Below are 22,662 nucleotides of genomic sequence, written 5' to 3'. Positions count from 1 at the left end.
GCTTGGCGGGCTTCAGTATTTTTCAGGAACAAAAGTTTGCTCTTCAATAGGAGCGCGGATGTAACCTTCTTTACTGAGTTCAGGCAGTGAGATATCTGGATAGGTAATTTCCTGATAATCAATCTGCTCCAGTAAGTGACTGATACAGTTTAAGCGAGCGCGCTTTTTGTCATCAGAGGGCACAACCCACCATGGGCACTGTTTTGTGTCTGTGTAGGCAAACATTTTGTCTTTGGCTTCAGAATACTCCGCCCAGCGATTGCGTGACTCCAAATCCATTGGACTAAATTTCCAGCGTTTTACCGGTGTATTAATCCGTTCAAGGAAGCGCTTCTCCTGCTCTTCATCTGAAACTGAAAACCAATATTTGAGTAAAATAATCCCAGAACGCTGCAACATACGTTCAAATTCGGGGCATGATCGCAGAAATTCGTCATACTGTTCTTGGGTACAGAAGTTCATGACTTTTTCGACGCCTGCGCGGTTGTACCAGCTACGGTCAAATAAAACCATTTCACCAGCAGCAGGAAGGTGCGCCACATAGCGCTGGAAATACCATTGGGTCTTTTCTTTCTCGGTTGGAGCAGGTAGGGCTGCAATGCGACAGATACGAGGGTTGAGCTTTTCAGTGATACGTTTGATGACGCCACCTTTGCCTGCTGCGTCCCGACCTTCAAAAATCACAACGACTTTAAGACCTTCTTGCTTGACCCATTCTTGCAGCTTAACCAATTCAACTTGAAGACGAGACAGTTCCTTTTCGTAAAACTTTTTATCCAGTTTGCCTTTACTCATAAGACTCTCCTTTTGCTATCAAAAGGTTAGCATTTCAAAGTCAGACGGGAGAGAAGAATCACGAAGAAGTGAGAGCTTTTACGACCTTTTCAATTGCTTGTGGATCCGTGACCGGGACAACAAAGTCATCAATATTCTGATTGCCCATTTTGGCTTGATCCGCGATGAGCTTCATTTTGCTTCGCCGTGTGGATTTACCCGATAAATGCACTTCCTGAACAGCAGATTCAGAAACGATCTTGCAGACATTTTCTGCGTTTAGGCCTGCGCCTGCCATAATTGAGAAGCGATTGTCAGCAAGCTCTACCATATGACGAAGAACATCAAGGCCTTGTTCGACGTTAGTAGCAAGTCCCGATGTAAGAACACGTTCGCAACCAAGTTCGGCAATATCTTCAATAGATCTCTGATAATCGGCGCATTGGTCAATCGCGCGATGGAAAGTGACACCTAGTTTGAGGGATTTGGCTTGGTTGATCAGACGTTTAGCGGCGTTCATATCAATGTGACCATCCGCACTCAAAGTGCCAAGAACCACACCATGTAAAGCAGCATCGGCAGCCGCTTCGATATCAATCAACATGCTTTTAATCTCTTCCTCGGTGTAGAGAAAGTCGCCCTGACGAGGACGAATCATGGCATACACAGGCACGGATGAGAGTTTGCCCGCTTGTTTCATCAAGCCAAAGCTTGGTGTAAGACCACCTAGTGCCAGTGATGAACAAAGTTCAATGCGGCCTGCACCACCTTCAATCGCGCGGTGAAGGGATTCAATGTTATCGATACATACTTCGACAATATAACTCATCTCAATTTTCTCATGACGGCTAGACAGTAGAAATAGTAACTCAGAGATGAGCAGGGAATTAGGGTAAACGTGAGGCGATTTGTTTTCCCTAAAACAAAAAACCTCAGCCATTGCTGAGGTTTTATACATTTGTTTAGCGTGTTGTTATGCTGCGTCTTCTTGATCTGAATCTTCTTCAGCGTCTTCAACCGCCTCAATTTTCTTTTTCTTTGGTGCAGGTTTGCGTTTAGCACCAAGTGCGAAAAGTACTTCTTCTTTGTTTTGTGCCAGGAACATAGCCAAGTCTTCTTGCTTGCCTTCATCTTCCAGCAACTCACTTTTACCTAGTAGCTCAAAAAGCTCATCAGCCATATCAAGCATTTTGTCATAGGCGTCAGCTTCCGCTTTAGAGGTAAAAGTCATTTTCTCTTCTCCGTTGCGTTCTACCACGTACTTGACGATTACAGCCATGGTTGGTCCTCTAACTCAAAATTAATGGAATATATTACTGTCTGTTTATACAGTTTTTAACCAATTAAGTCCAGATAGCGAGCTCAACTCTGAGAGCTGGGCAATGCGTTTGCTGATAGTATGAGCAATTGGTTGATTATCTAAACAAACTCAGGGCAGAAGAAGCGTGAGCTCTTCTGCGATTGGGAGAGTGATCAGTCTGGCTGAATGCAGCATGAAAGCAAATTGTTCATCGCCATGTTAGCCACGGCATGGATCATTTCTTCTGAAATATCATCCACCGAGTGGACGGATAAACCGTTAAGAACAGTCGCAAGGTAGTGGCTCATTACTCTCGGGTTGGCGCCTTCGATCAATTGACCTTCTTGTTGCGCTTTTTCAAACCTTTGGTGGAGAATTTCTCCCATCTCATTGCGGCTAGCCATTAGGGTTTGCTTGATGGTGCTGGCTTCTGAACTGCAAGCCAGTGCGCCCTGTATCATTAGGCAGCCTTTGGGTTTTTCATTGCAGCAGTGTGCTTGAGCAGAGCCAGATAGGATACCAGTAATGACGTCGCAGATGTTTTGCTGTTCAAGCGCTTGATAGAAGAACTCGCTTTCGCGTCGCTTGTACATATCAACGGCCTGTAGGAAGAGCTGTTCTTTGTTGCCGAAAGCCGCATACATGCTGGGTTTATTAATCCCCATAGCTTTCGTTAGGTCTGTGAGTGAAGCACCCTCATACCCTTGATTCCAAAAAACTTTTAATGCCTCTTCTAACGCTGTCTCTTGGTCAAAACAGCGTGGTCGGCCAGAAGTTCCGCCTGTCATAAATCTATCTGTCACTTATTCCTGAACTCCCTTAAATGGTAATGCGGCTGTCATACGTTGTCTATATGCACTAATCATTCATTTTATAAATTTATCTTGATCTAACTCAAAACTTGAGATTATTATACCGATCGGTACAAAAATAACGATAAGGATAGCGAGATGGTAGGTAAACACCTTAGAAATCCTCTTCTACTAATCTCAATTGCAGCACCTTTGGTGTTGTCGGGATGTCAGGATTCACACGCAGAATCAGCTGCGACAGCGCCACCACCGCCTGGGGTTGAAGTGGCTCAGGTATTAATTGAAAAAGTCACTGAGTTAGATGAGTACTCAGGTCGTCTGGAGTCACCTCAGACAGTTACTGTGATGCCTCGCGTTTCGGGTTATGTCGATAAAGTTCACTTCCAAGAAGGCAGTGTGGTTGAAGCGGGAGATGTACTGTTTTCCATCGACAATCGTCTGTTCGCGGCTGAAGTGACACGCCTTAAAGCGGAGCTCAGCAGCGCTCAAACTAGCCTTAATCAGGCGATCAAAGACTATGAACGAGCTCAGCGTCTGAGCAAAACCAAAGCGATTTCTCAGGAAACTGTGGATGCCCGATTTGCGGATAAGCAGCGCAGTATTGCCAGTGTATCTGCATTAAAAGCCGCGTTAGTTCAAGCTGAGTTGGATCTGGAATTCACTCTGGTTCGCGCCCCTATCGACGGTAAAGTTTCTAACGCTGAAATCACCAAAGGTAACTATGTGACGACTGGCCAAACTGTGCTGACCTCGTTAGTTTCGACTTCTCATATGTACGCCTATTTTGATGTTGATGAGCGTAGCTACCTGAAATATCAACAGCTTAATAACCTTCTGCCTGAAAATGGTGAAGCGGAAAATGTGGTGCAGATGGCTCTAGCGAATGACACCGGTTATCCGCATGTGGGTTACATCGACTTCGTTGATAACGCGATTGACGAAACTACGGGCACTATTCGAGTCCGCGCTGTGTTTGATAACGAAAAGCAAAACTTACTTCCAGGTATGTTTGCCAAGTTACGTATAGCAGGTTCTGCAAGTTATCAGGGCGTTCTGATCGATAACAAAGCGATTGGTACTGATCTGAATAACAAATATGTATTGGTGCTTGGTGACGACAATGTTGTTCAGTATCGCGCTATCTCACTTGGTGAAGGTGTTAACGGCTTGCGTATTATCGCTTCTGGTCTGAATGCGGGCGATAAGATCGTCGTCAATGGCCTGCAGCGTGTACGTGCCAATATGCCAGTGACGCCAAATGAAGTCTCTATGGTGGATGAAAACACTCTCGCGAGTATTCGTCAGCAACAGGCGCTACTTGATCAGCAGCGCAATGAGCTTCTGACTTTGCAAGTGAACTAAGAAGGAATCATTGCAATGTTTTCTCAGTTTTTTATACGTCGGCCGATTTTCGCTTCCGTATTGTCGATATTGATTTTTATCGGCGGTGCGATCTCAGTGTGGCAGTTGCCTATCACTGAGTATCCGGAAGTGGTGCCGCCGACCGTTGTCGTGACGGCGACCTACCCGGGAGCAAACCCTAAAGTTATTGCCGATACCGTTGCATCTCCACTCGAAGAAGAGATTAATGGTGTGGAAGACATGTTGTACATGTCTTCGCAGGCGACATCAGATGGTGTAATGACCTTAACCGTAACGTTTGCCATCGGTACCGATGTGGACAAGGCACAAACACTGGTTCAAAGCCGAGTGGATCGCGCTTTACCTCGCTTGCCAGAAACTGTGCAGCGCTTGGGTGTGGTGACAGAAAAGTCATCACCGGATCTGACGATGGTGGTTCACCTAATTTCACCTGATGAGCGTTATGACCTGCTGTACCTAGCGAACTATGCGGCACTGAATGTCAAAGATGAGTTGGCTCGTATCGAAGGTGTTGGTGCGGTTCGACTATTTGGTGGCGGTGAATATAGCATGCGTATCTGGCTGGATCCAAACAAAGTCGCCGCTCTGGACATGAATCCAAGCGAAGTGATTGCTGCGATTCAGGAACAGAACCAACAAGCTGCGGCAGGTAGTCTGGGCGCGCAACCAAGTGGCGACTCTGACTTCCAGCTATTGATCAATGTGAAAGGTCGTCTAAGCGAAGTTGAAGAGTTTGAAAACATCATTATCAAAGTGGGTGAAGATGGTCAGGTTAACCGACTCAGAGACGTAGCGCGTATTGAGTTAGGCGCAGAGACATATTCTCTTCGCTCAATGCTGGATAATCAGGATGCGGTTGCTATTCCTATTTTCCAAGCTTCTGGCTCTAACGCGATTCAGATTTCTGATGATGTACGAGCGAAGATGGAGGAGTTGTCGCAAACCTTCCCACAAGGCGTGAGCTACGAGATCGTTTATGACCCAACAGTTTTCGTGCGTGGCTCAATTGAAGCCGTCGTTCAGACATTGCTCGAAGCTGTCTTGCTGGTGGTACTGGTTGTTGTTTTATTCTTGCAGACTTGGCGCGCTTCGATCATTCCATTGGTAGCAGTACCTGTATCACTGGTAGGTACGTTTGCCTTTATGTATCTGATGGGGTTCTCGCTCAATGCCTTGTCCCTGTTTGGTCTGGTATTAGCGATTGGTATTGTCGTCGATGACGCCATTGTTGTCGTCGAAAACGTTGAGCGGAATATTGAAGAAGGTTTAGCACCGATTGCCGCGACTGAAAAAGCGATGCGAGAAGTAACGGGGCCAATCGTTGCAACGACGTTAGTCTTGGCGGCGGTATTTATCCCGACGGCGTTTATGTCTGGTCTAACCGGGCAGTTTTATAAACAGTTCGCGTTGACGATTACTATCTCAACCTTTATTTCAGCGATTAACTCGCTGACCTTAAGTCCTGCGTTATCAGCGCTATTGCTACGTGGTCACGATCAGCCGAAAGACTGGTTAACCCGCACTATGGACAGATTGTTTGGCCGCTTTATCTTTGCACCGTTCAATAAGCTATTTAATCGTGGTGCTATGGTATACGGCTACGCGGTGACCAAGACCATCCGTTTAGGTGCCTTGATTGGCTTGATGTATGTTGGCTTGCTTGGCTTGACAGCTTATCAGTTTGATCAGACTCCTACGGGCTACGTACCGGGGCAGGATAAGCAATATCTGGTGGCGTTTGCACAATTACCAGATGCAGCATCACTGGATCGAACTGAAGCGGTGATTCGTGAAATGTCAGAAATCGCTCTGGCGCAGCCGGGGGTTGAACACTCTGTGGCTTTCCCAGGGCTGAGCATCAATGGTTTCACCAATAGCCCAAATAGCGGCATTGTGTTTACACCATTGGCCGACTTCGATGAACGCCAAGATCCAAGCTTGAGTGCCAACGCGATTGCGATGCAGCTGAACCAGAAATTCGCTTCGATTCCAGATGCCTTTATCGCTATTTTCCCACCGCCACCTGTACAGGGGCTGGGAACTATTGGTGGTTTCCGTCTCCAAATCCAGGACAGAGCAAACCATGGCTATGAAGCTTTGTATGGTGTCACTCAACAAGTGATCATGAAAGCTTGGGCGCATCCAGCACTGACTGGCGTATTCTCAAGCTATCAGGTTAATGTGCCTCAGCTTGATCTGGACGTCGATCGTACTAAAGCGCTGAAGCAGGATCTGTCTCTTGACGATGTGTTCTCTACACTTCAATCCTACATGGGTAGTACCTATGTAAATGACATCAACCGTTTTGGCCGAACTTATCAGGTCAATGTTCAGGCTGATGAAGAGTTCCGTCAGACACCAGAGCAAATCCGTCAGCTTAAGGTTCGCAATGCCGATGGCGATATGATTCCTCTGGGGGCCTTTGTTGACGTTAACTACAGCGCAGGTCCAGATCGTGTGATGCATTACAACGCGTATACGACGGCTGAAGTGAACGGTAGCCCAATGCCTGGCTTTAGTTCAGGTGAGGCGCAGGCTGCGATTGAGCAGATCCTTGCTGAGACCTTACCTATCGGCATGACATATGAGTGGACAGAGCTGACTTACCAGCAGAAGTTAGCTGGTGATACAGCCACGCTGATTTACCCTCTGGTAATCTTGTTGGTGTTCCTTGTGTTGGCGGCGCAATATGAAAGCGTTCGTTTACCTATGGCAATCATATTGATTATCCCGATGACACTATTGTCGGCGATCAGTGGTGTGATCATGTGGGGTAGCGATAACAACATCTTTACCCAGATCGGTTTGATTGTACTGGTTGGTCTGGCAACGAAGAACGCTATCCTGATCGTTGAATTTGCCAAGGAGCTGCAGGATAAAGGTCGCACTGTCATGGAGGCGGTTTTAGAGGCATCGCGTCTGCGTCTACGCCCGATTCTGATGACATCGATCGCCTTCATTATGGGGGTTGTGCCTATGGTGTTCTCTACCGGTGCGGGGGCTGAAATGCGACAAGCCATGGGGATAGCAGTTTTCTCTGGCATGATTGGAGTCACGGTATTTGGCCTGCTACTCACGCCACTGTTCTATTACGTACTGGCAAAACGTAGCCCAGCGAAGCAGAACCAAGAGGAACAAAAATTGGCGCTTGAGCCAGCAAATGAATCCACTGTCTGATCTCTCTAATTTGAGTGATTAGAAGGGCAGCCCTAGTGATTGGGGTTGCCCTTTTTTTATTGCCAGTTATGACAGAAGTCGATGAAGGATTTGAGTAGCGGGCTTTGATACTTTTCTTTGTGCACCAGTAACCAGAAGCGCCTTTTCATATCCAGCGGTAACGTCAGTTCGACCACTCGACCACTACGAATCGCGGGTTCCGCCGACAAGCGCGATAAACAGCCTAGGCCGAGGCCAGCAGAAACGCTGTTGATCAGCGCTTCAGTGGTGTTGAGCTGAAACGCTTCTTGCCAGTGTTCAAGGCGTGGTGCAATCACGCGTAAGAAAAACTCCCGTGAACCCGAACCGGGCTCGCGCAGAATCCATTCGCTGTTTTCCAGCTCACCGACTGGGTGTTGAGGTGATTTGGCAAAGGGGGAGTCCGGCGCACAGATGACGCACATTTCATCTTGACCAAACTGAGTGGAAGTCAGCTGAGGATGTAAGGTTTTGCCTTCTATTAATGCCAGGTCCAGCTCATAGTCGACCAGTTTCTCGCAGATCAAAGCAGAGTTTGAAATAAATAAGCTCTGCGATTTGTGGCCTGTCTGCTGGCGAAATTGGCTGAGCATATAAGGGGCGACTTGATTACCAATCGTATCACTGGCGCCAATTCTGAGCAGCCCGCTTAGCGTTTGGTCACCGTCAAACAGCTGGTCGATATCCTGAGCACGATGCAATAGCTCGTCTGCCAGTGGCAGTAGTTTTTGCCCCTCCTGATTGAGAACAAGGCGATTATTGACCCGATCAAATAATGAATGACCGAGCTGTTTCTCCAGTTCTGATAACGCCATACTGACGGCGGCTTTGGATAAAAACAGCGCTTCCGAGGCGGCAGTCAATGTGTCGTGCTGGGTAATAGCAATGAACACTTTCAACTGTTTAAGGGAGATATTGGCAGCCATAATAATAACGTTTAACTATTCTGAACGAGTGTTTTAAATAATTAGATATATTCGAACGTTTAGCAAGCGTAATATTGTCTCCGTAGAAGAAAGAATGTGAGGCAATGATGATTCAAGCGACAAAAGCAAAAGTGATGGGTGCACCGACACCGATGGCAGGATTAGCGCTAGGGATTGCCAGTTTAGGTTGGTGCTGGGAGAACTTTGCGCCTTTAAATGGTTATGGCCAGTTGGGCGGGGCAGCGATAGCAAGTGTGTTACTCGTGGTTCTGGCGTTCAAATTTCTGTTTCATAGACATCTGCTGAATCAGGACTTGGCGCACCCTGTTGTTGGTAGTGTCGTCCCTACATTCGCTATGGGCACTATGGTGGTGTCTAATTCGCTCGGCCATTTTTCCCCAGTGATGGGTGATGTGCTTTGGTTGGGGGCCGTCGGTCTGCATATTGTTTTCCTCGTCAGCTTTATCTACCACCGAGTTCAGGAGTTTGAACTGCATCATATGGTACCAAGCTGGTTTGTACCTCCTGTAGGCATCATTGTTGCTGACGTTTCATTTTCGGGAAATCCAGACCTGGCCGTGATTGCCCATGGTGCATTGATATTCGGCATGTTGGCGTATGCTGTGATGCTACCAATGATGATTTATCGCTTTATGTTTACCCATCAGGTGCCTGATGCAGCCAAGCCAACCTTAGCCATTATGGCTGCACCCGCGAGCTTATCGTTGGCTGGTTATCTGACAGTGTCAGCGCAGCCATCGCCTGTGATTGTTGGTTTGTTGTTTGGCATTGGTGTATTGATGACAGCGATTATCTACCTCGCGTTTTTCAGATTGCTGAGGTTACCATTTAGTCCTGGTTATGCCGCGTTTACTTTCCCAATGGTTATAGGCTCAACTGCGTTATTTAAGCTAGCAGGGTGGATGCAGCAGACAGGTATTGACGCTCGGTATGTTGAGCAGGTGCATACTCTAGCGGGTCTGGAGCTGGTAGTAGCGACAGGTGTTGTCGGGTATGTAGCATGGCGTTACTTCAGCTTCTATCAGCCTCATAAGGTCATAGTGCGTAATGCGTAACCTTTTGACGCACTGACAAGCGTATAATTATCAAGAAAGCTATGCACTTATGCTAATCTCAACCCAATTGCGGCAAGAATAGTGTGAGTGCATTTTGTTTACTGTCTACCATTCCAACCAAGTTGACGTTTTAAAATCCCTACTCGTCGAGTTGGTTAGGCTCAATCCATTAGAAAACCCATTCGAACAAGAGCAAATTCTGGTTCAGAGTCCGGGTATGTCACAATGGTTGAAAATGGAGTTAGCTAAAGAGTTTGGTGTTGCCGCAAACATTGAATTCCCGCTCCCTGCCACCTTCATCTGGAATATGTTCACTCAGGTGTTGACTGATGTGCCGCAGCGAAGCGCCTTCAACAAAGAAGCCATGACCTGGAAGTTAATGTTCATTCTTCCTAACCTTCTTGAACAGGTTGAGTTTGAGGCACTTAAGCGCTACCTAGTGGATGACGATGATCAGAGTAAGCTCTATCAGCTTGCCGAAAAAATCGCTGACATTTTCGATGGCTATCTGGTTTATCGCCCTGAGTGGATCGCTAGTTGGGAAGCTGGCCAAGTTGTAGCTGAGCTGGAAGAAGAACATAGCTGGCAGCCTATTCTTTGGCGGGCACTGTACGACCACACCATCGAGTTAGGGCAGTCGCCCTATCATCGCGCCAACCTTTACGAACACTTTATCGATACGCTGGAAAACTACAGCGGTAAGTTTGATCATTTGCCGAAGCGATTGTTTGTGTTTGGCATCACTTCGCTGCCGCCTCGCTATATGGATGCGCTGAAGGCCATCGGTGAGCATATTGATGTCCACCTGATGTTTACTAACCCCTGTCGTTACTACTGGGGCGAGGTACGCGATCGTAAATACCTCGCGCGCTTGGCTGCTCGGCATCGACAACATCTGGTATGGAAACAAGACCATTCTGAGCTAGAAGGTGAAACACAGCAGCTCAAAGGCGATATCGAACAAAACCTCGATGACGAACTGCACACCAATGTGGTGGGCAACAGCTTACTAGCTTCAATGGGCAAGTTGGGCAGAGACAACATGTATTTACTGTCTCAACTGGAGTCTCATGAAATTGAAGCTTTCGTTGATATTGATCGTGATTCTCTGTTGCACCATTTACAGGCCGATATCCTTAATCTTGAAGAGCATCAAGATGACAATACCCTCGATGATAGCCATCACAAGCAAGTGATTGATGAGCGAGATCGCTCGGTCACGTTGCATGCTTGCCATAGCCCAATGCGTGAAGTGGAAGTACTGCATGATCAGTTGCTGGCGATGTTTGATGCCGACCCAAGCCTTAAACCACGCGATATCATTGTTATGGTGGCGGATATTAATGCTTACAGTCCGGCCATTCAGGCGGTGTTTGGTAATGCGCCGGGTGAACGATTTATCCCTTATTCCATCTCTGATCGAACGGCTGATCAGGAAAGTCCCATCTTGCATGCGTTTATGCAGGTAGTGAACTTGCCGAATACTCGTTGTCTTGCTTCTGAATTACTCGAATTGCTTGAAACGCCTGCTATTTTGGCGCGATTTGGTTTGAATGAAGATGAATTCATTCAAGCGAAGCAATGGGTTGAAGAGTCGGGCATTCGTTGGGGACTTAATCACCATACTGGCGAAGAATTTGATTTGCCCGAAACCTCGCAAAACACTTGGCAATTTGGCATTCAGCGCATGTTGCTCGGTTACGCTATGCCTGAGTCTGCTGGGTTGCTGGAAACCGAAAGCGGGATGTTGTCCCCCTATAATCAGGTCCAGGGGATGGGCGCTGAGTTAGCGGGGAAACTGGCTCACTTTATCGAAACCGTCAGCCATTACCGTAGCCAGTTGGCTAAGACTCAGTCCATTGAACACTGGCGTGAAACCTTGACGGTTGCGCTGGATGACTTCTTTAGCGTGGATCTGGAAGGAGAAGCGGCGCTTAAGTCTATTCGGGATACGCTGACGTCATTGAAAGATCAACTTCAAGAAGCGGCGTATGAGCAGGATCTGACGCCAAATATTGTCTCTCAATACTTGCACAACAAACTCTCCGGAACCCGAGTCAGTCAGCGCTTCTTAGCAGGCCAAGTGAACTTCTGTACTTTGATGCCAATGCGTTCGATCCCATTTCGCACTGTCTGCCTGCTTGGTATGAACGATGGGATTTATCCACGAACGGTTCCGCCTGAAGGGTTTGATTTGATGAATGGCCGGGCGAAACCCGGCGACCGCTCTCGTCGGGATGATGACCGATATCTATTTCTGGAAGCCTTGTTGTCAGCGCAACACACGCTCTATATCAGCTATGTGGGTCGCTCGATTCAGGACAATACTGAGCGCGTACCGTCAGTATTGGTGTCTGAGTTGATGGAATATTGCCAACAAAACTATTGTCTGGCAGGAGATGAAGCGTTAGCGGTCGACGAATCGGGTCAACGTTTGCTGAACTGTATTAGTGCCAGTCACTCTATGGTGCCATTTAGCCCGAGTGCTTTTGTTGAACATAATGCCAGTTACGCCAAAGAGTGGCTACCTGCGGCGAATCGACAAGGACAAGTCGGTGGCCAGTTCAATCGCCAGTTAAGTGATTACCTATTGGATGCAGTCTATCCACTCGAACTGGATTTGGTTGAGTTACAACGCTTCTGGCGTTTGCCTGTGCAGTACTTCTTCAATCGCCGTCTCAAGGTGGTGTTTGAGCCTCCGTTACCTGTAATGGAAGATGATGAGCCATTCGTTCTCAATGGCTTAGAAAGCTACCAAATGCGCGATAGCCTGTTGGAATTATTGCTTGAACACCAGCTCAGCGGAGCAGGGGATCAGCAAGCCATTATTGACGACTTCATCGCACATCAACGTGCTCAAGGTAAGCTACCAGTAGGCGCATTTGGTGATATCGAATTTGAAACCAATCGAGTGCAGGCTGAAGAGCTGGTAGAAAAGCTCACTTGGTTATGTGGCTCACCGAGCGACGATCTTGAAGTGAAACTGACCTTTGATGTGCTGGGAGAAGGAAAGTCTGTTCAGCTGACAGGTTGGCTAACTCAAAGCTATCAATCGGGCTTAGTTCGTTTTCGCAGTGGGCGAATACGTGCTCAGGATTATCTTGCTGTCTGGATCGATCATTTGGCTATGAACGCGATGGGGCATCAGCAATGCTCGCATATGGTGGGTTATGACCGCAAAGAAGGAGCCGTGCACCTCACGTTTCCGCCTCTCGAGAGTGCGGCTGCTGCTCACTCGACGCTGGGAGAGTTGGTTCGCTTGTTCTATCAGGGAATGACAACGCCTTTAACGTACTTCCCGAATACCGCTTTAGCTTGTGTAGAAGCGGGCTTTAGCCGTGGTAATTGGGCTGATGATGAAGAAAAGTCACTCAAGAAAATGGCAGACACATTTAACGATGGTTACCTTAGTCATGGGGAAGGCGCGAACGCTTACATTGCTCGTATCTGGCCTGAATGGAGCGATGAGTTGGCGATGCAAGTCAGGACGTTGACGGCATTAGTGTTACAAGCGCCGAGACTGGCAGTGAAAGATAATCAAGAGATAGAGAAGTAGGTGGCCGCCAGGAAATCATTATTGGTGTAGGGCGTTTTCTGTACGGCCACAGGTCAGAGGGACCATGATTCGGTTGCTTAGCGTCAGGTACTGCCTGCGTAAGTCGTGCAGCGAATACTATCGGTAAGACTCGCCGCTTGCCGTGAGAGAGGTCTCATAAAATCCTATCTTGAATGGGATTTTTATTGATAAATATCATTTTAAAGTCTGGATCACATTTGGATCTGGAATAAATGCATCAAGGGCACGAATTTTATGACATCCACGTCAATGGTAACGTCACTGGATACCATGACTTTTCCGCTTCATGGCGCGCGTTTAATTGAGGCGTCTGCCGGAACAGGAAAAACCTTCACTATCGCTGGCCTGTACCTCAGGTTGCTGCTTGGTCATGGCTGTGCGGAAAGCAAACACCAGCAGCCGCTAACGGTGGACCAAATTCTGGTGGTGACCTTTACCGAGGCTGCGACCGCCGAATTGAGAGACCGGATTCGAGCCCGAATTCATGATGCGCGACTGGCTTTTTCTCGTGGCCAAAGCGGTGATCCCGTGATTCAACCTTTGCTTGAAGCCATTGACGATCATTCTCAAGCGGCTGAGATTCTCCTTCAAGCGGAAAGGCAGATGGATGAAGCGGCGGTCTATACGATTCACGGTTTTTGTCAGCGCATGTTGACTCAAAATGCGTTTGAGTCCGGTAGCCGTTTTAATAACGAATTCATTACTGATGAGAGCCACCTTAAAGCTCAGGTTGTGGCAGACTACTGGCGACGTAATTTCTACCCATTACCGCTTAATCTTGCCGGAGAAGTGCGCCGAATTTGGGGAGCGCCTGCTGAATTGCTGAAAAAGATCAGCCCTTATTTAACTGGGGCGCCTTTGCAGCTCTCAGTGCCAGCAATGCAAGGCAGTATGGCTGACCTGCATAGCCAAAATCTCAAACAGATTGACGAACTCAAAACAATTTGGCGCGAAGGGCAACAGGACTACCTTGCTCTTATCAGCGACTCGGATGTCAACAAGCGTAGCTACACCAAGAAATCATTGCCTGCTTGGCTTGAAACGGTGGACGCGTGGGCGGCGAGTGAAACCACGGGCTATGATTACCCGGATAAGCTGGAAAAGTTTGCGCAGAATATCCTGCAAGAGAAGACCCCAAAAGGGCAGGCGCCAAGCCATCCCGCTTTTGTGGCTATTGAGCAGTTTCTCGCCCAGCCTATTAGTCTTGAAGCACCACTGTTGGCACACGCCATAGAACAGTGCCGCGAGATGTTGGCGAAGGCCAAGCAGCAGAAACAGTGGCTGTCGTTTGATGATCTGCTGACTCAGTTGTCCGCAGCGATTGATGGAGATGACAGTGAGCTGCTTACGCAGCGAATCCGATCTCTTTATCCGGTCGCCATGATCGATGAATTCCAGGACACCGACCCGCTTCAATACAGCATATTCAGCCGTATCTATCTTGATCACCCTCAGTGCGGTTTATTTATGATTGGTGATCCCAAACAGGCGATTTACGGTTTTCGTGGCGCGGATATATTTACCTACATCAAGGCACGTAATCAGGTCTCCTCTCACTTCACTCTTGGCACCAACTGGCGGTCGAGCTCAGACATGGTCGCGGCGGTGAACCAGGTGTTCGAAACGCCGAGCAGCCCGTTTGTTTATGACGATGACATTCCGTTTCTTCCGGTTAAATCGAGCCCGAATGCAGACAAACGCCAGTGGATGATAGATGGACAGCGTCAACCGGCAATGACTTACTGGTTACAAGAAGCCGAAGAGAAGCCGTTAGCAAAAGGTGAATATCACCAAGCCATGGCGCAGGCCTGTGCCGATGAAATCCATCGTATTCTGTCGGCGGCTCAGAGCGAGCGTGCGTTTTTTGATGACGGGAAGTCTCAACACGCGATTCAGGCCGGAGATATTGCGGTATTGGTGCGAACTGGCAGTGAAGGTCGAATGATCAAACAGGCCTTGGCTGAGCAGGGGATTGCCAGCGTGTATCTGTCTAACCGAGATAGTGTATTTGTCTCACAGGTGGCAGAAGACTTACAACGATTACTCCAAGCGGTGCTCACTCCGGAAAATGATCGTGCTTTAAGAGCCAGCCTCGCCTCTGAACTGTTTGCTCTTGATGCAGGAACTCTCGACAAACTCAATAACGATGAAAATGAGTGGGAAAATGCCATCAATGCGTTTAAGGAGTATCGCCGCTTATGGAGTCAACGTGGCGTATTGCCGATGCTGCGTAGTGTGATGAGCAAAAGGCACATCGCTGAACGATTGCTTGAAGAAGATAATGGCGAGCGATCTCTGACGGACTTTATGCACATAGGAGAGCTGCTTCAGCAAGCCAGCCAAGAGCTCGACAGTGACCACGGTTTGCTGCGCTGGTTGGCTCAGGCCATTAGTGATGCCCGCAATGGTCTCGGGGGAAGTGAGGAGCAGATCCAGCGTTTGGAATCGGAGCGCAATTTGGTGCAGATTGTCACCATCCACAAATCAAAAGGGTTGGAATACGATCTGGTGTTTTTGCCGTTTGTATTCAGCTATCGAGAGGCGAGAGAAGCCAAGTATTACGATAGTGCTTCAGACAAAACCATTCTGGATATCACCAAACAGGATGCTTCATTGCAGCAAGCGGATAAGGAGCGGCTGGCGGAAGACCTGCGCTTGATCTACGTAGCGCTTACCCGAGCGGTTTATGGGTGCTTTGTCGGTGCGGCGCCGCTACGTAATGGTCGCTCGACGAAAGAGCCGACTGGCGTGCACCACAGTGCGATGGGGTACTTATTACAAAATGGTGAGCCAGGTGGCATCGCCGATTTAACCGCTGCGTTGCAACAGCACGCTCAGCAGCTGAGTTGTGTCCGGTTGGCGGATTTACCAGAGAGTGTGAATGAAAAGCTTATTACTCGCGAAGCAGAGAAGCAAGCGCTGCATGCCAATGAATTGCAAAATGAAATCGATCGTAACTGGCGTATCACCAGTTATTCCGGTCTGGTTAAGCAGGGAGCCAGCCACCATTTTGACGATGCTGTGACGGACATTTTGTTGTTGGATGTCGACTCTTCTGATGAGCAGCAGGAGGAAGAGCAGCTTGAGCCTGAGAAAAATATTTTTACTTTCCCGAAAGGCGCCAGACCAGGTACCTTCCTTCACACTTTATTTGAAGAGGTTGAGTTTACCGAATCTGCAACCTCAGACAGCAATAGCGAAATCATTGTTAACTTGATGGAGAGTGAGCAGCTTGACCCAGCTTGGTTGCCGATACTGCAACAACTCGTCGATACTGTATTGGCAACGCCGTTAGATGGTAAGCAATTGAAACTCAATCAAAAACAGCCTGCCCAATGTTTAGTTGAAATGGAGTTCTTGTTACCGATTGAAATACTGACTGCGCCAGCATTGAATCGAGTTATTCAGCGTCATGACCCTCTGTCTGCCAAAGCGGGCGATCTGGGCTTTCATTCCACACAGGGAATGCTGAAAGGTTTTATTGACTTGGTGTTTGAACATCAGGGCAAGTATTACGTACTTGACTGGAAATCCAATTACCTTGGAGATAATGTCGCTGATTATCATGGCGAGGCCTTGAAAGCGGCGATGGCGGATCACCGCTATGATCTGCAATATCAAATCTATGCGCTGGCTTTACACCGATTCCTGCGCTCTCGTGTACCAAATTATGACTACCAGACTCACTTTGGCGGAGTCTATTACCTGTTTTTACGTGGTATGGATGGAGCAAGTGACCACGGCATTTTCTCTGCACGCCCGACACTTGAGTTTCTCGAAGACATGGACAGCCTGATTGAAGGGCGTCCTATTGAACCGAAACAGTCCAGCTCTGGTCAGATGGAGTTACTCTAATCATGCAAGATCTCTTTTCGCGTCTTCAGCCTCTGGCGAGCAAAGGTTCAATCCGACAGATTGATTATCAGTTTGCTCGTTTTATTCTTGCTCAAAGTAAAGATGAATACGTTGCTTTTATTGCGGCAGTCCTCAGCTGCGAGTTAGGTAAGGGGCATATTTGCTTGCCACTGTTTGACAGTTACGGACAGCCTGTGGATTTGGCAGCTAAATTGGGGTTGTTTGGTGAGGCGGCTATCGAGCTAAATCAAATGCTACAAAAGGCAGATTGGCCATCACTACTTCAGGCTTCATCTTTGGTCGGGGAGCAAGGGCAGACATCGCCAATGATTTTTGACGGTGAACGACTTTACCTGCATCGCTATTGGCATTACGAAGTTGTATTGGCAAATCGCTTGAACAGCTTTGGGTCACCCATGATCCTAAAGCCTACTGATGCTCAAAAACTGGCAGAGTTGCTGAATCATCTGTTCGCCAGAAACTATCGTTATCTCTTTACTGCCCAAGCCTCCGCGCAATCTGATGGGAGTTCGACACAGGTACTCAGACAGCAGTTAGTCTGCGATCATCTTGATGTAGTGAGCAGCGAACAGCTCGATTGGCCTACCATAGACCAAAAGCTCCTTAGTGCGACCAAAATAGAGCATTTGAACGTACTGGATCAGCTGGTACCTTTGTCGGTCTGTGTTAACTGGCAAAAAGTAGCGGCAGCTGTGGCATTGACGCGACGCTTTGCAGTGATTTCTGGTGGGCCGGGTACCGGAAAAACTACTACAGTGACGAAATTACTTGCCGCTCTGATCACTCAGGCTCTGCAAGCTGGAGATGTTCCGGTGATTAAGCTCGTCGCTCCGACAGGTAAAGCGGCTGCGCGCCTGACGGAATCTATCGGTAAGGCGGTAGCAGAATTGCCTGTTGAACCTGCGCTGAAAGAGCAAATCCCGACCGATGCCAGCACTTTGCATCGCTTGCTAGGAGCGGTGCCAAACAGCGTTGAATTTCGTCACAACCAACACAATCCACTTCACCTTGATATCTTAGTGGTGGATGAAGCCTCTATGGTGGATCTGCCTATGATGTGCAAGCTGGTGGATGCACTGCCTAAACATGCTCGTTTGATACTGCTCGGTGATAAAGATCAGCTTGCGTCGGTGGAAGCTGGGGCTGTGCTGGGGGACATTTGCTCCTTTTACCAACAAGGCTACAGTGCTCTTCACGCTGGTGTGATTGCTCAGCTTACTGGCTACCAGACACTAGCCCACTCCTCCAATACGACGGCGACTATTGCTGATAGTTTGTGCATGCTGCAAAAGAGCTACCGATTTGATGCCCGTTCAGGTATCGGACAATTAGCGAAAGCGATCAATTCCGGCTCAATGCAAAAAGTCGATTGGGTCTGGCAGCGAGATTTCGAAGACATAGCGAGATTTCCTATCGATGGTCAGCACTACAGTCAGATGATTCAAACATTGGCACAGGAATACAGCCATTACTTAAAGCGACTCGGACAAGTAGTGATAGATCCTGATACGGAACAACCAGAAACCACTCATCAGCGTGCAAAAGATGCGCTGCAGCTGTTCGCAAAATGTCGTTTGCTGTGTGCCGTTCGGGAAGGAGATTTTGGCATCTCAGGACTTAATCAACGCATAGAGCGAGCATTAAACGCACGTAAAATGATTCAGGTTCAGGACGAGGTTTGGTATCACGGAAGGCCCGTTATGGTGGTACGTAACGATCACGCATTGGGTTTGTACAATGGTGATATTGGCCTTTGTTTACGTGATAACTCGGACGGAGTTGAGCGACTGAAGGTGTTTTTCGAACTTCCCGATGGCTCGGTTAAAGCTGTGCTTCCAAGCCGAGTACCAGAGCATGAAACAGCCTACGCGATGACGATTCACAAATCACAGGGCAGTGAATTTGAGCACACCTTGATGATATTGCCACCGGAATTTACGCCAATTCTGACTCGTGAGCTTATCTACACGGGCATTACACGTGCAAAGCAAAAATTGAGTTTATATGTGGATGACAGAGTGTTGGCGCGAGGGGTGAAGATCAGGACTGAGAGAGCAAGTGGCTTGGTAAACCGTTTATAACAATTACCATCCATGGCTATTGAGAGGAGTTATTGAATTGCCTGGCTGAAAGAGATACTGCGGATGCCGTACTTCTGCTGGTAGTTCAATATAAATGCTTTTAAACCCTTACTGACAGGAAAGACGCAGTGGACGTCTAGCCCTTCCAGAAGTTCGTTATCAGCCATATCCCAGAAACTCTGGATCGAGTTACAGATGATGGTTTTCATCGGTCATTTGCTCTTAGTGACGTTGTTATCTACCTCAAGCAATCCGTGCGACTTATCAGGCTTAGGTGCCTGTAAGTTGAAGACGAGTCCAATCGGGCTCCCCTTTTTCCCGTAGCGGGTTATTAGGGAGCTCGAATTTTAACCAGTTAATGCGACAAAATAAAGCGGAAAAATTGATCTAAATAGTGATAACAGCGTTTCAGTGGTGAGACAGGACAAAGAAACTGCCTAGCTCTTTGTCTTGTCACTATGCATTACAGTTCAATCGCTAAAATCTTCGATTTTCTTTGGTAGTTGTAGAGGTTTTGCTTTTGCGAAGGGAGAAAATCAACCGACATTTCATAGAAGCCTTGTTCGCGGAACCAATGCAGGCTGCGAGTCGTGAGGACGAAAATATGCTTAATCCCCTGAGCCTTTGATTGTAATTTGATGTGGTTGAGCAGCAAGACGCCACGGTTGCCATCACGATATTCTGGATGAATGGCGACACACGCCATTTCTGCCATTTTTTCCTGAGTGTATGGGTAAAGCGCTGCGCAGCCGATGATCAAGCCATCTTTCTCGATGATGGTGAACTGATGGATCTCTTGTTCAAGCTGCTCGCGAGAACGTCTAACCAGCACACGCTGTTCTTCGAGAGGACGAATTAAATCTAGTATCCCGCCAATATCGTCGATGTCAGCCTGGCGAACTTGCTCAGCACTCGCTCTTACGATTTGAGTACCAATACCATCTAAGGAGAACAACTCCTGAATCAAGGCGCCATCGACTTTATAACTCACCAAATGGCTGCGTGGGACGCCAGCTCGACAGGCGGTTGTGGCTGCACGCAGAAAGCGGATAGTACCCGAGGCACTGTCTTCGCTATTGCCGCTGTCTTGTTCAAGTTTTTCGAGAAACTGCTCTGCTTCACGCGGGAAGAGCTCAGCAACAGCATTTCCATTCTCATCAATGACCCCTTGTTCCGAACAAAAGCCAATTAACTTGTCAGCATGTAATTTGAGTGCAACTTGAGTTGCAACTTCTTCGGATAAAAGGTTGAAGGATTCACCGGTTACTGAGCTGGCAATTGGGCCAAGTAGCACTATGGAGCCTTGATCGAGTGTACGGTTGATGCCTTCGACATCAATTCGACGTATTCGACCACTGTGACAGTAATCCACCCCATCATCGATACCAAGTGGTTGTGCAATGACAAAGTTACCGCTCACGACGTTAAGCTGAGTACCGGCCATAGGCGTATTGCCCAAACTCATCGACAGCTGGGCGGTAATGGCTAACTGAAGTTGTCCTGCGGCTTGCATGACGATATCTAGGCTAGTTTCATCAGTAATACGAACGCCTTTGTGATAGGGCGTATCATGTTGGAATCGGTCTAGAATTCGATTGATTTGCGGGCGCGCGCCATGGACGAGGACGATCTTGACCCCCAAGCTATGAAGCAGAGCCAGATCGCTGATAATATTAGCAAAATTGTTATCAGCAACCGCTTCGCCACCTAGCATGATGACCATGGTTTTGCCACGGTGGGCATTCACGTAAGGGGCCGATTGGCGGAAGCCTTTGACTAAAGCGGTATTACGAATCTTCACTATTTATCCAATAAAGATGAATTTATATGTGATTATATTGCAATTTTATTCCCTTGTCGGCAAGGGCTTTTTGGGAGAGAGCGCCAAAAAACGTATCAACTCAATAGCTGGAGATATTTTTGAATGTTATAGGTGTGGTGAGAACCATACTTATTTCTAGCAAAGTTAAGTAATTAGGCTAACACTTAACTTAATAAATAAACTTATCATTAGCTGGTTAATGAAGTTCAAAGTAGGCGTTAAATTTGAAGAAAAAGAAATTGTTAGAGCGTGGAGTATTGATTGCTGCTGTTGTGCTGGCCGTAGCTGCCATCTTTGTATCCAAAGTGCTCTACGACCGATATCAGGATATTACACATCCTAATTCAATGGTTTATGGAACATGGGTCGAACAGGGTGTGGCGCCTTACTCTGCAGACCGCTTCGTGCTCAATGAAACCGGTGTGGTGATTGACGGTGGTGTGGTTAACACGCGTTACCGCTTTAACGGGAGCTATGTTGAATTTCAGGTGGGCGAAGAAAAGCGTCGTTACCAAATCCTTAATCAGAGCTTCAGCCAGATGAGACTGATTTCTGAACCGCATTATCAGCCTATTTATCAATTGTCAGAAAAGTCCAAAAATAACATTCGTTAACGTCTATCTGATTGCGCTAACCGTTTGAGTTTGTCATCCTTTGTTACAGGCTTGAAAGGAATAAACCTGTGTTCAAAAAATATCTTCCAATTGTGGCAGCCAGTGTTCTGTTTGGCTGTGCACAACCGCACGATCGTGCTCAACAATATCTTGATGGTGAATTTAATTCGATTCTGAATAAAACCGCAGTTGTAGAATCGGACAAACCAAGGGATTTCACTGAATTTACCAAACAGTCTCAACAAGTCGTTGAAAACTCACCTTCTATGGCTCGGGTTTATCAGCCTTTGTATGAAAAGCTCAATGAATGGGTATTACAGAGTGGTGATCCTGCGCAGTTAGCTGACTTTGGCATTCAAACTGCCCAGCTAGGCGGCGGTGATAAGCAAGGTAACGTCTTGTTTACCGGCTATTTCTCACCGGTGATGGAATTGCGCCATGAACCGAATGAAACCTACAAATACCCTGTCTATGGCAAACCAGAGTGTGAGGCTGACTGCCCGACGCGCGCTCAAATTTATGGTGGCGCATTAGAAGGGCAAGGGCTGGAATTAGGCTATGCGGCGAATATGATCGACCCATTCCTGATGGAAGTGCAGGGCAGCGGCTTTGTTCATTTTGAAGATGACGATACGCTGGAGTATTTTGCCTACGGTGGGAAAAACAACAAAGCTTACGTCAGTATTGGTAAGGTGTTGATTGAGCGAGACCAAGTTCCGCGCGAAAAAATGTCGCTGAAAGCTATCAAAGAGTGGGTGATGGCAAATGATGAAGCGACCGTTCGTGAGTTACTTGAACAAAATCCATCTTATGTGTTCTTTGAGCCCCGAGCGGATGCTCCAGTAACAGGTACTGCTGGGATCCCATTACTGCCAATGGCATCCGTGGCGGGTGACCGTTCGATTTTCCCTATGGGAACACCTATTCTTGCTGAAGTGCCATTGCTCAATGCCGATGGCACTTGGAGTGGTGCCCATCAGTTACGCCTACTGATTGTTCTCGATACCGGTGGTGCGGTGAAGCAGAATCACCTCGATTTATACCATGGTATGGGGCCGAGAGCAGGCACTGAGGCGGGTCACTATAAGCACTTTGGGCGGGTCTGGAAGCTGGGGCTGGAAAACTCGTCAACTCAGGCTCCTTGGGCATTGCCTCCCGAGAAGTTACAATAGCTTTTTCTCATCTAGACTTTTTAATAAAGAGTGCGTATAAATCGCACTCTTTAT

The 22,662-nt window shown here is 47.7% G+C and carries 15 protein-coding genes; 8 read left to right on the top strand and 7 right to left on the bottom strand.

The window, feature by feature from the left end; translation table 11 throughout:
• Positions 1–12: 12 nt before the first annotated feature.
• The 4 genes from ppk2 to QMA41_RS19840 form a co-directional block, all read right to left on the bottom strand.
• Complete coding sequence (gene ppk2 / locus QMA41_RS19855; protein ID WP_281630416.1) at positions 13–795, bottom strand: polyphosphate kinase 2; 783 nt, start codon at positions 793–795, stop codon at positions 13–15.
• A gap of 58 nt (positions 796–853) precedes the next feature.
• The gene (locus QMA41_RS19850) at positions 854–1,603 is read right to left on the bottom strand and encodes a copper homeostasis protein CutC (protein ID WP_281630415.1); all 750 of its coding nucleotides are present in this window, start codon (positions 1,601–1,603) and stop codon (positions 854–856) included.
• Between the two features lie 144 nt (positions 1,604–1,747).
• Entirely contained in the window at positions 1,748–2,053 is a 306-nt protein-coding gene (locus QMA41_RS19845) for a YebG family protein (protein ID WP_019274144.1), read from the bottom strand.
• Positions 2,054–2,247: 194 nt separating this feature from the next.
• Entirely contained in the window at positions 2,248–2,877 is a 630-nt protein-coding gene (locus QMA41_RS19840; RefSeq protein WP_281630414.1) for a TetR/AcrR family transcriptional regulator, read from the bottom strand.
• 147 nt (positions 2,878–3,024) lie between these two features.
• Between QMA41_RS19840 and QMA41_RS19835 the strand changes: the two genes are divergently transcribed.
• Both QMA41_RS19835 and QMA41_RS19830 read left to right on the top strand, forming a co-directional pair.
• On the top strand, positions 3,025–4,248 hold the full coding sequence (locus QMA41_RS19835) for an efflux RND transporter periplasmic adaptor subunit (RefSeq protein WP_281630413.1): 1,224 nt from the start codon (positions 3,025–3,027) through the stop codon (positions 4,246–4,248).
• 15 nt (positions 4,249–4,263) lie between these two features.
• Positions 4,264–7,446, top strand: coding sequence for a multidrug efflux RND transporter permease subunit (locus QMA41_RS19830; RefSeq protein WP_281630412.1), 3,183 nt, complete (start codon positions 4,264–4,266; stop codon positions 7,444–7,446).
• A 56-nt stretch (positions 7,447–7,502) separates the two neighbouring features.
• Here the strand turns inward: QMA41_RS19830 and QMA41_RS19825 are convergent, their stop codons facing one another.
• Complete coding sequence (locus QMA41_RS19825) at positions 7,503–8,390, bottom strand: LysR substrate-binding domain-containing protein (protein ID WP_281630411.1); 888 nt, start codon at positions 8,388–8,390, stop codon at positions 7,503–7,505.
• 107 nt (positions 8,391–8,497) lie between these two features.
• Between QMA41_RS19825 and QMA41_RS19820 the strand changes: the two genes are divergently transcribed.
• From QMA41_RS19820 to recD, 4 genes are all read left to right on the top strand, one after another.
• The gene (locus tag QMA41_RS19820; RefSeq protein WP_281630461.1) at positions 8,498–9,466 is read left to right on the top strand and encodes a TDT family transporter; all 969 of its coding nucleotides are present in this window, start codon (positions 8,498–8,500) and stop codon (positions 9,464–9,466) included.
• A 94-nt stretch (positions 9,467–9,560) separates the two neighbouring features.
• The gene (recC, locus tag QMA41_RS19815) at positions 9,561–13,022 is read left to right on the top strand and encodes an exodeoxyribonuclease V subunit gamma (RefSeq protein ID WP_281630410.1); all 3,462 of its coding nucleotides are present in this window, start codon (positions 9,561–9,563) and stop codon (positions 13,020–13,022) included.
• A 255-nt stretch (positions 13,023–13,277) separates the two neighbouring features.
• The gene (recB, locus tag QMA41_RS19810) at positions 13,278–16,898 is read left to right on the top strand and encodes an exodeoxyribonuclease V subunit beta (protein WP_281630409.1); all 3,621 of its coding nucleotides are present in this window, start codon (positions 13,278–13,280) and stop codon (positions 16,896–16,898) included.
• Positions 16,899–16,900: 2 nt separating this feature from the next.
• Entirely contained in the window at positions 16,901–19,000 is a 2,100-nt protein-coding gene (gene recD / locus QMA41_RS19805) for an exodeoxyribonuclease V subunit alpha (protein ID WP_281630408.1), read from the top strand.
• 29 nt (positions 19,001–19,029) lie between these two features.
• Here recD and QMA41_RS19800 read toward each other — a convergent pair whose 3' ends face one another.
• Entirely contained in the window at positions 19,030–19,209 is a 180-nt protein-coding gene (locus QMA41_RS19800; RefSeq protein WP_006959721.1) for a hypothetical protein, read from the bottom strand.
• Between the two features lie 254 nt (positions 19,210–19,463).
• Entirely contained in the window at positions 19,464–20,801 is a 1,338-nt protein-coding gene (gene argA / locus QMA41_RS19795) for an amino-acid N-acetyltransferase (RefSeq protein WP_006959719.1), read from the bottom strand.
• Between the two features lie 245 nt (positions 20,802–21,046).
• Between argA and QMA41_RS19790 the strand changes: the two genes are divergently transcribed.
• Both QMA41_RS19790 and mltA read left to right on the top strand, forming a co-directional pair.
• The gene (locus QMA41_RS19790; protein ID WP_006959717.1) at positions 21,047–21,436 is read left to right on the top strand and encodes a DUF2850 domain-containing protein; all 390 of its coding nucleotides are present in this window, start codon (positions 21,047–21,049) and stop codon (positions 21,434–21,436) included.
• Between the two features lie 68 nt (positions 21,437–21,504).
• Positions 21,505–22,608: a murein transglycosylase A gene (gene mltA / locus QMA41_RS19785; RefSeq protein WP_065740631.1), complete on the top strand. Its 1,104-nt coding sequence runs from the start codon at positions 21,505–21,507 to the stop codon at positions 22,606–22,608.
• Positions 22,609–22,662 lie beyond the last annotated feature (54 nt).

It is taken from the genome of Vibrio sp. St2, from assembly GCF_947311885.1.
In the GTDB taxonomy this organism is placed as follows: domain Bacteria; phylum Pseudomonadota; class Gammaproteobacteria; order Enterobacterales; family Vibrionaceae; genus Vibrio; species Vibrio coralliilyticus.
The sequence above is the reverse complement of the archived record's forward strand: the minus strand, read 5'-3'. Positions and strand labels throughout refer to the sequence as shown.

Excerpts from the sequence above, each read along its gene's own strand:
- ppk2 (WP_281630416.1), bottom strand. The coding sequence starts at position 795 with ATGAGTAAAGGCAAACTGGATAAAAAGTTTTACGAAAAGGAACTGTCT.
- QMA41_RS19850 (WP_281630415.1), bottom strand. The coding sequence starts at position 1,603 with ATGAGTTATATTGTCGAAGTATGTATCGATAACATTGAATCCCTTCAC.
- QMA41_RS19845 (WP_019274144.1), bottom strand. The coding sequence starts at position 2,053 with ATGGCTGTAATCGTCAAGTACGTGGTAGAACGCAACGGAGAAGAGAAA.
- QMA41_RS19835 (WP_281630413.1), top strand. The coding sequence starts at position 3,025 with ATGGTAGGTAAACACCTTAGAAATCCTCTTCTACTAATCTCAATTGCA.
- QMA41_RS19830 (WP_281630412.1), top strand. The coding sequence starts at position 4,264 with ATGTTTTCTCAGTTTTTTATACGTCGGCCGATTTTCGCTTCCGTATTG.
- QMA41_RS19825 (WP_281630411.1), bottom strand. The coding sequence starts at position 8,390 with ATGGCTGCCAATATCTCCCTTAAACAGTTGAAAGTGTTCATTGCTATT.
- QMA41_RS19820 (WP_281630461.1), top strand. The coding sequence starts at position 8,498 with ATGATTCAAGCGACAAAAGCAAAAGTGATGGGTGCACCGACACCGATG.
- recB (WP_281630409.1), top strand. The coding sequence starts at position 13,278 with ATGACATCCACGTCAATGGTAACGTCACTGGATACCATGACTTTTCCG.
- recD (WP_281630408.1), top strand. The coding sequence starts at position 16,901 with ATGCAAGATCTCTTTTCGCGTCTTCAGCCTCTGGCGAGCAAAGGTTCA.
- QMA41_RS19800 (WP_006959721.1), bottom strand. The coding sequence starts at position 19,209 with ATGAAAACCATCATCTGTAACTCGATCCAGAGTTTCTGGGATATGGCT.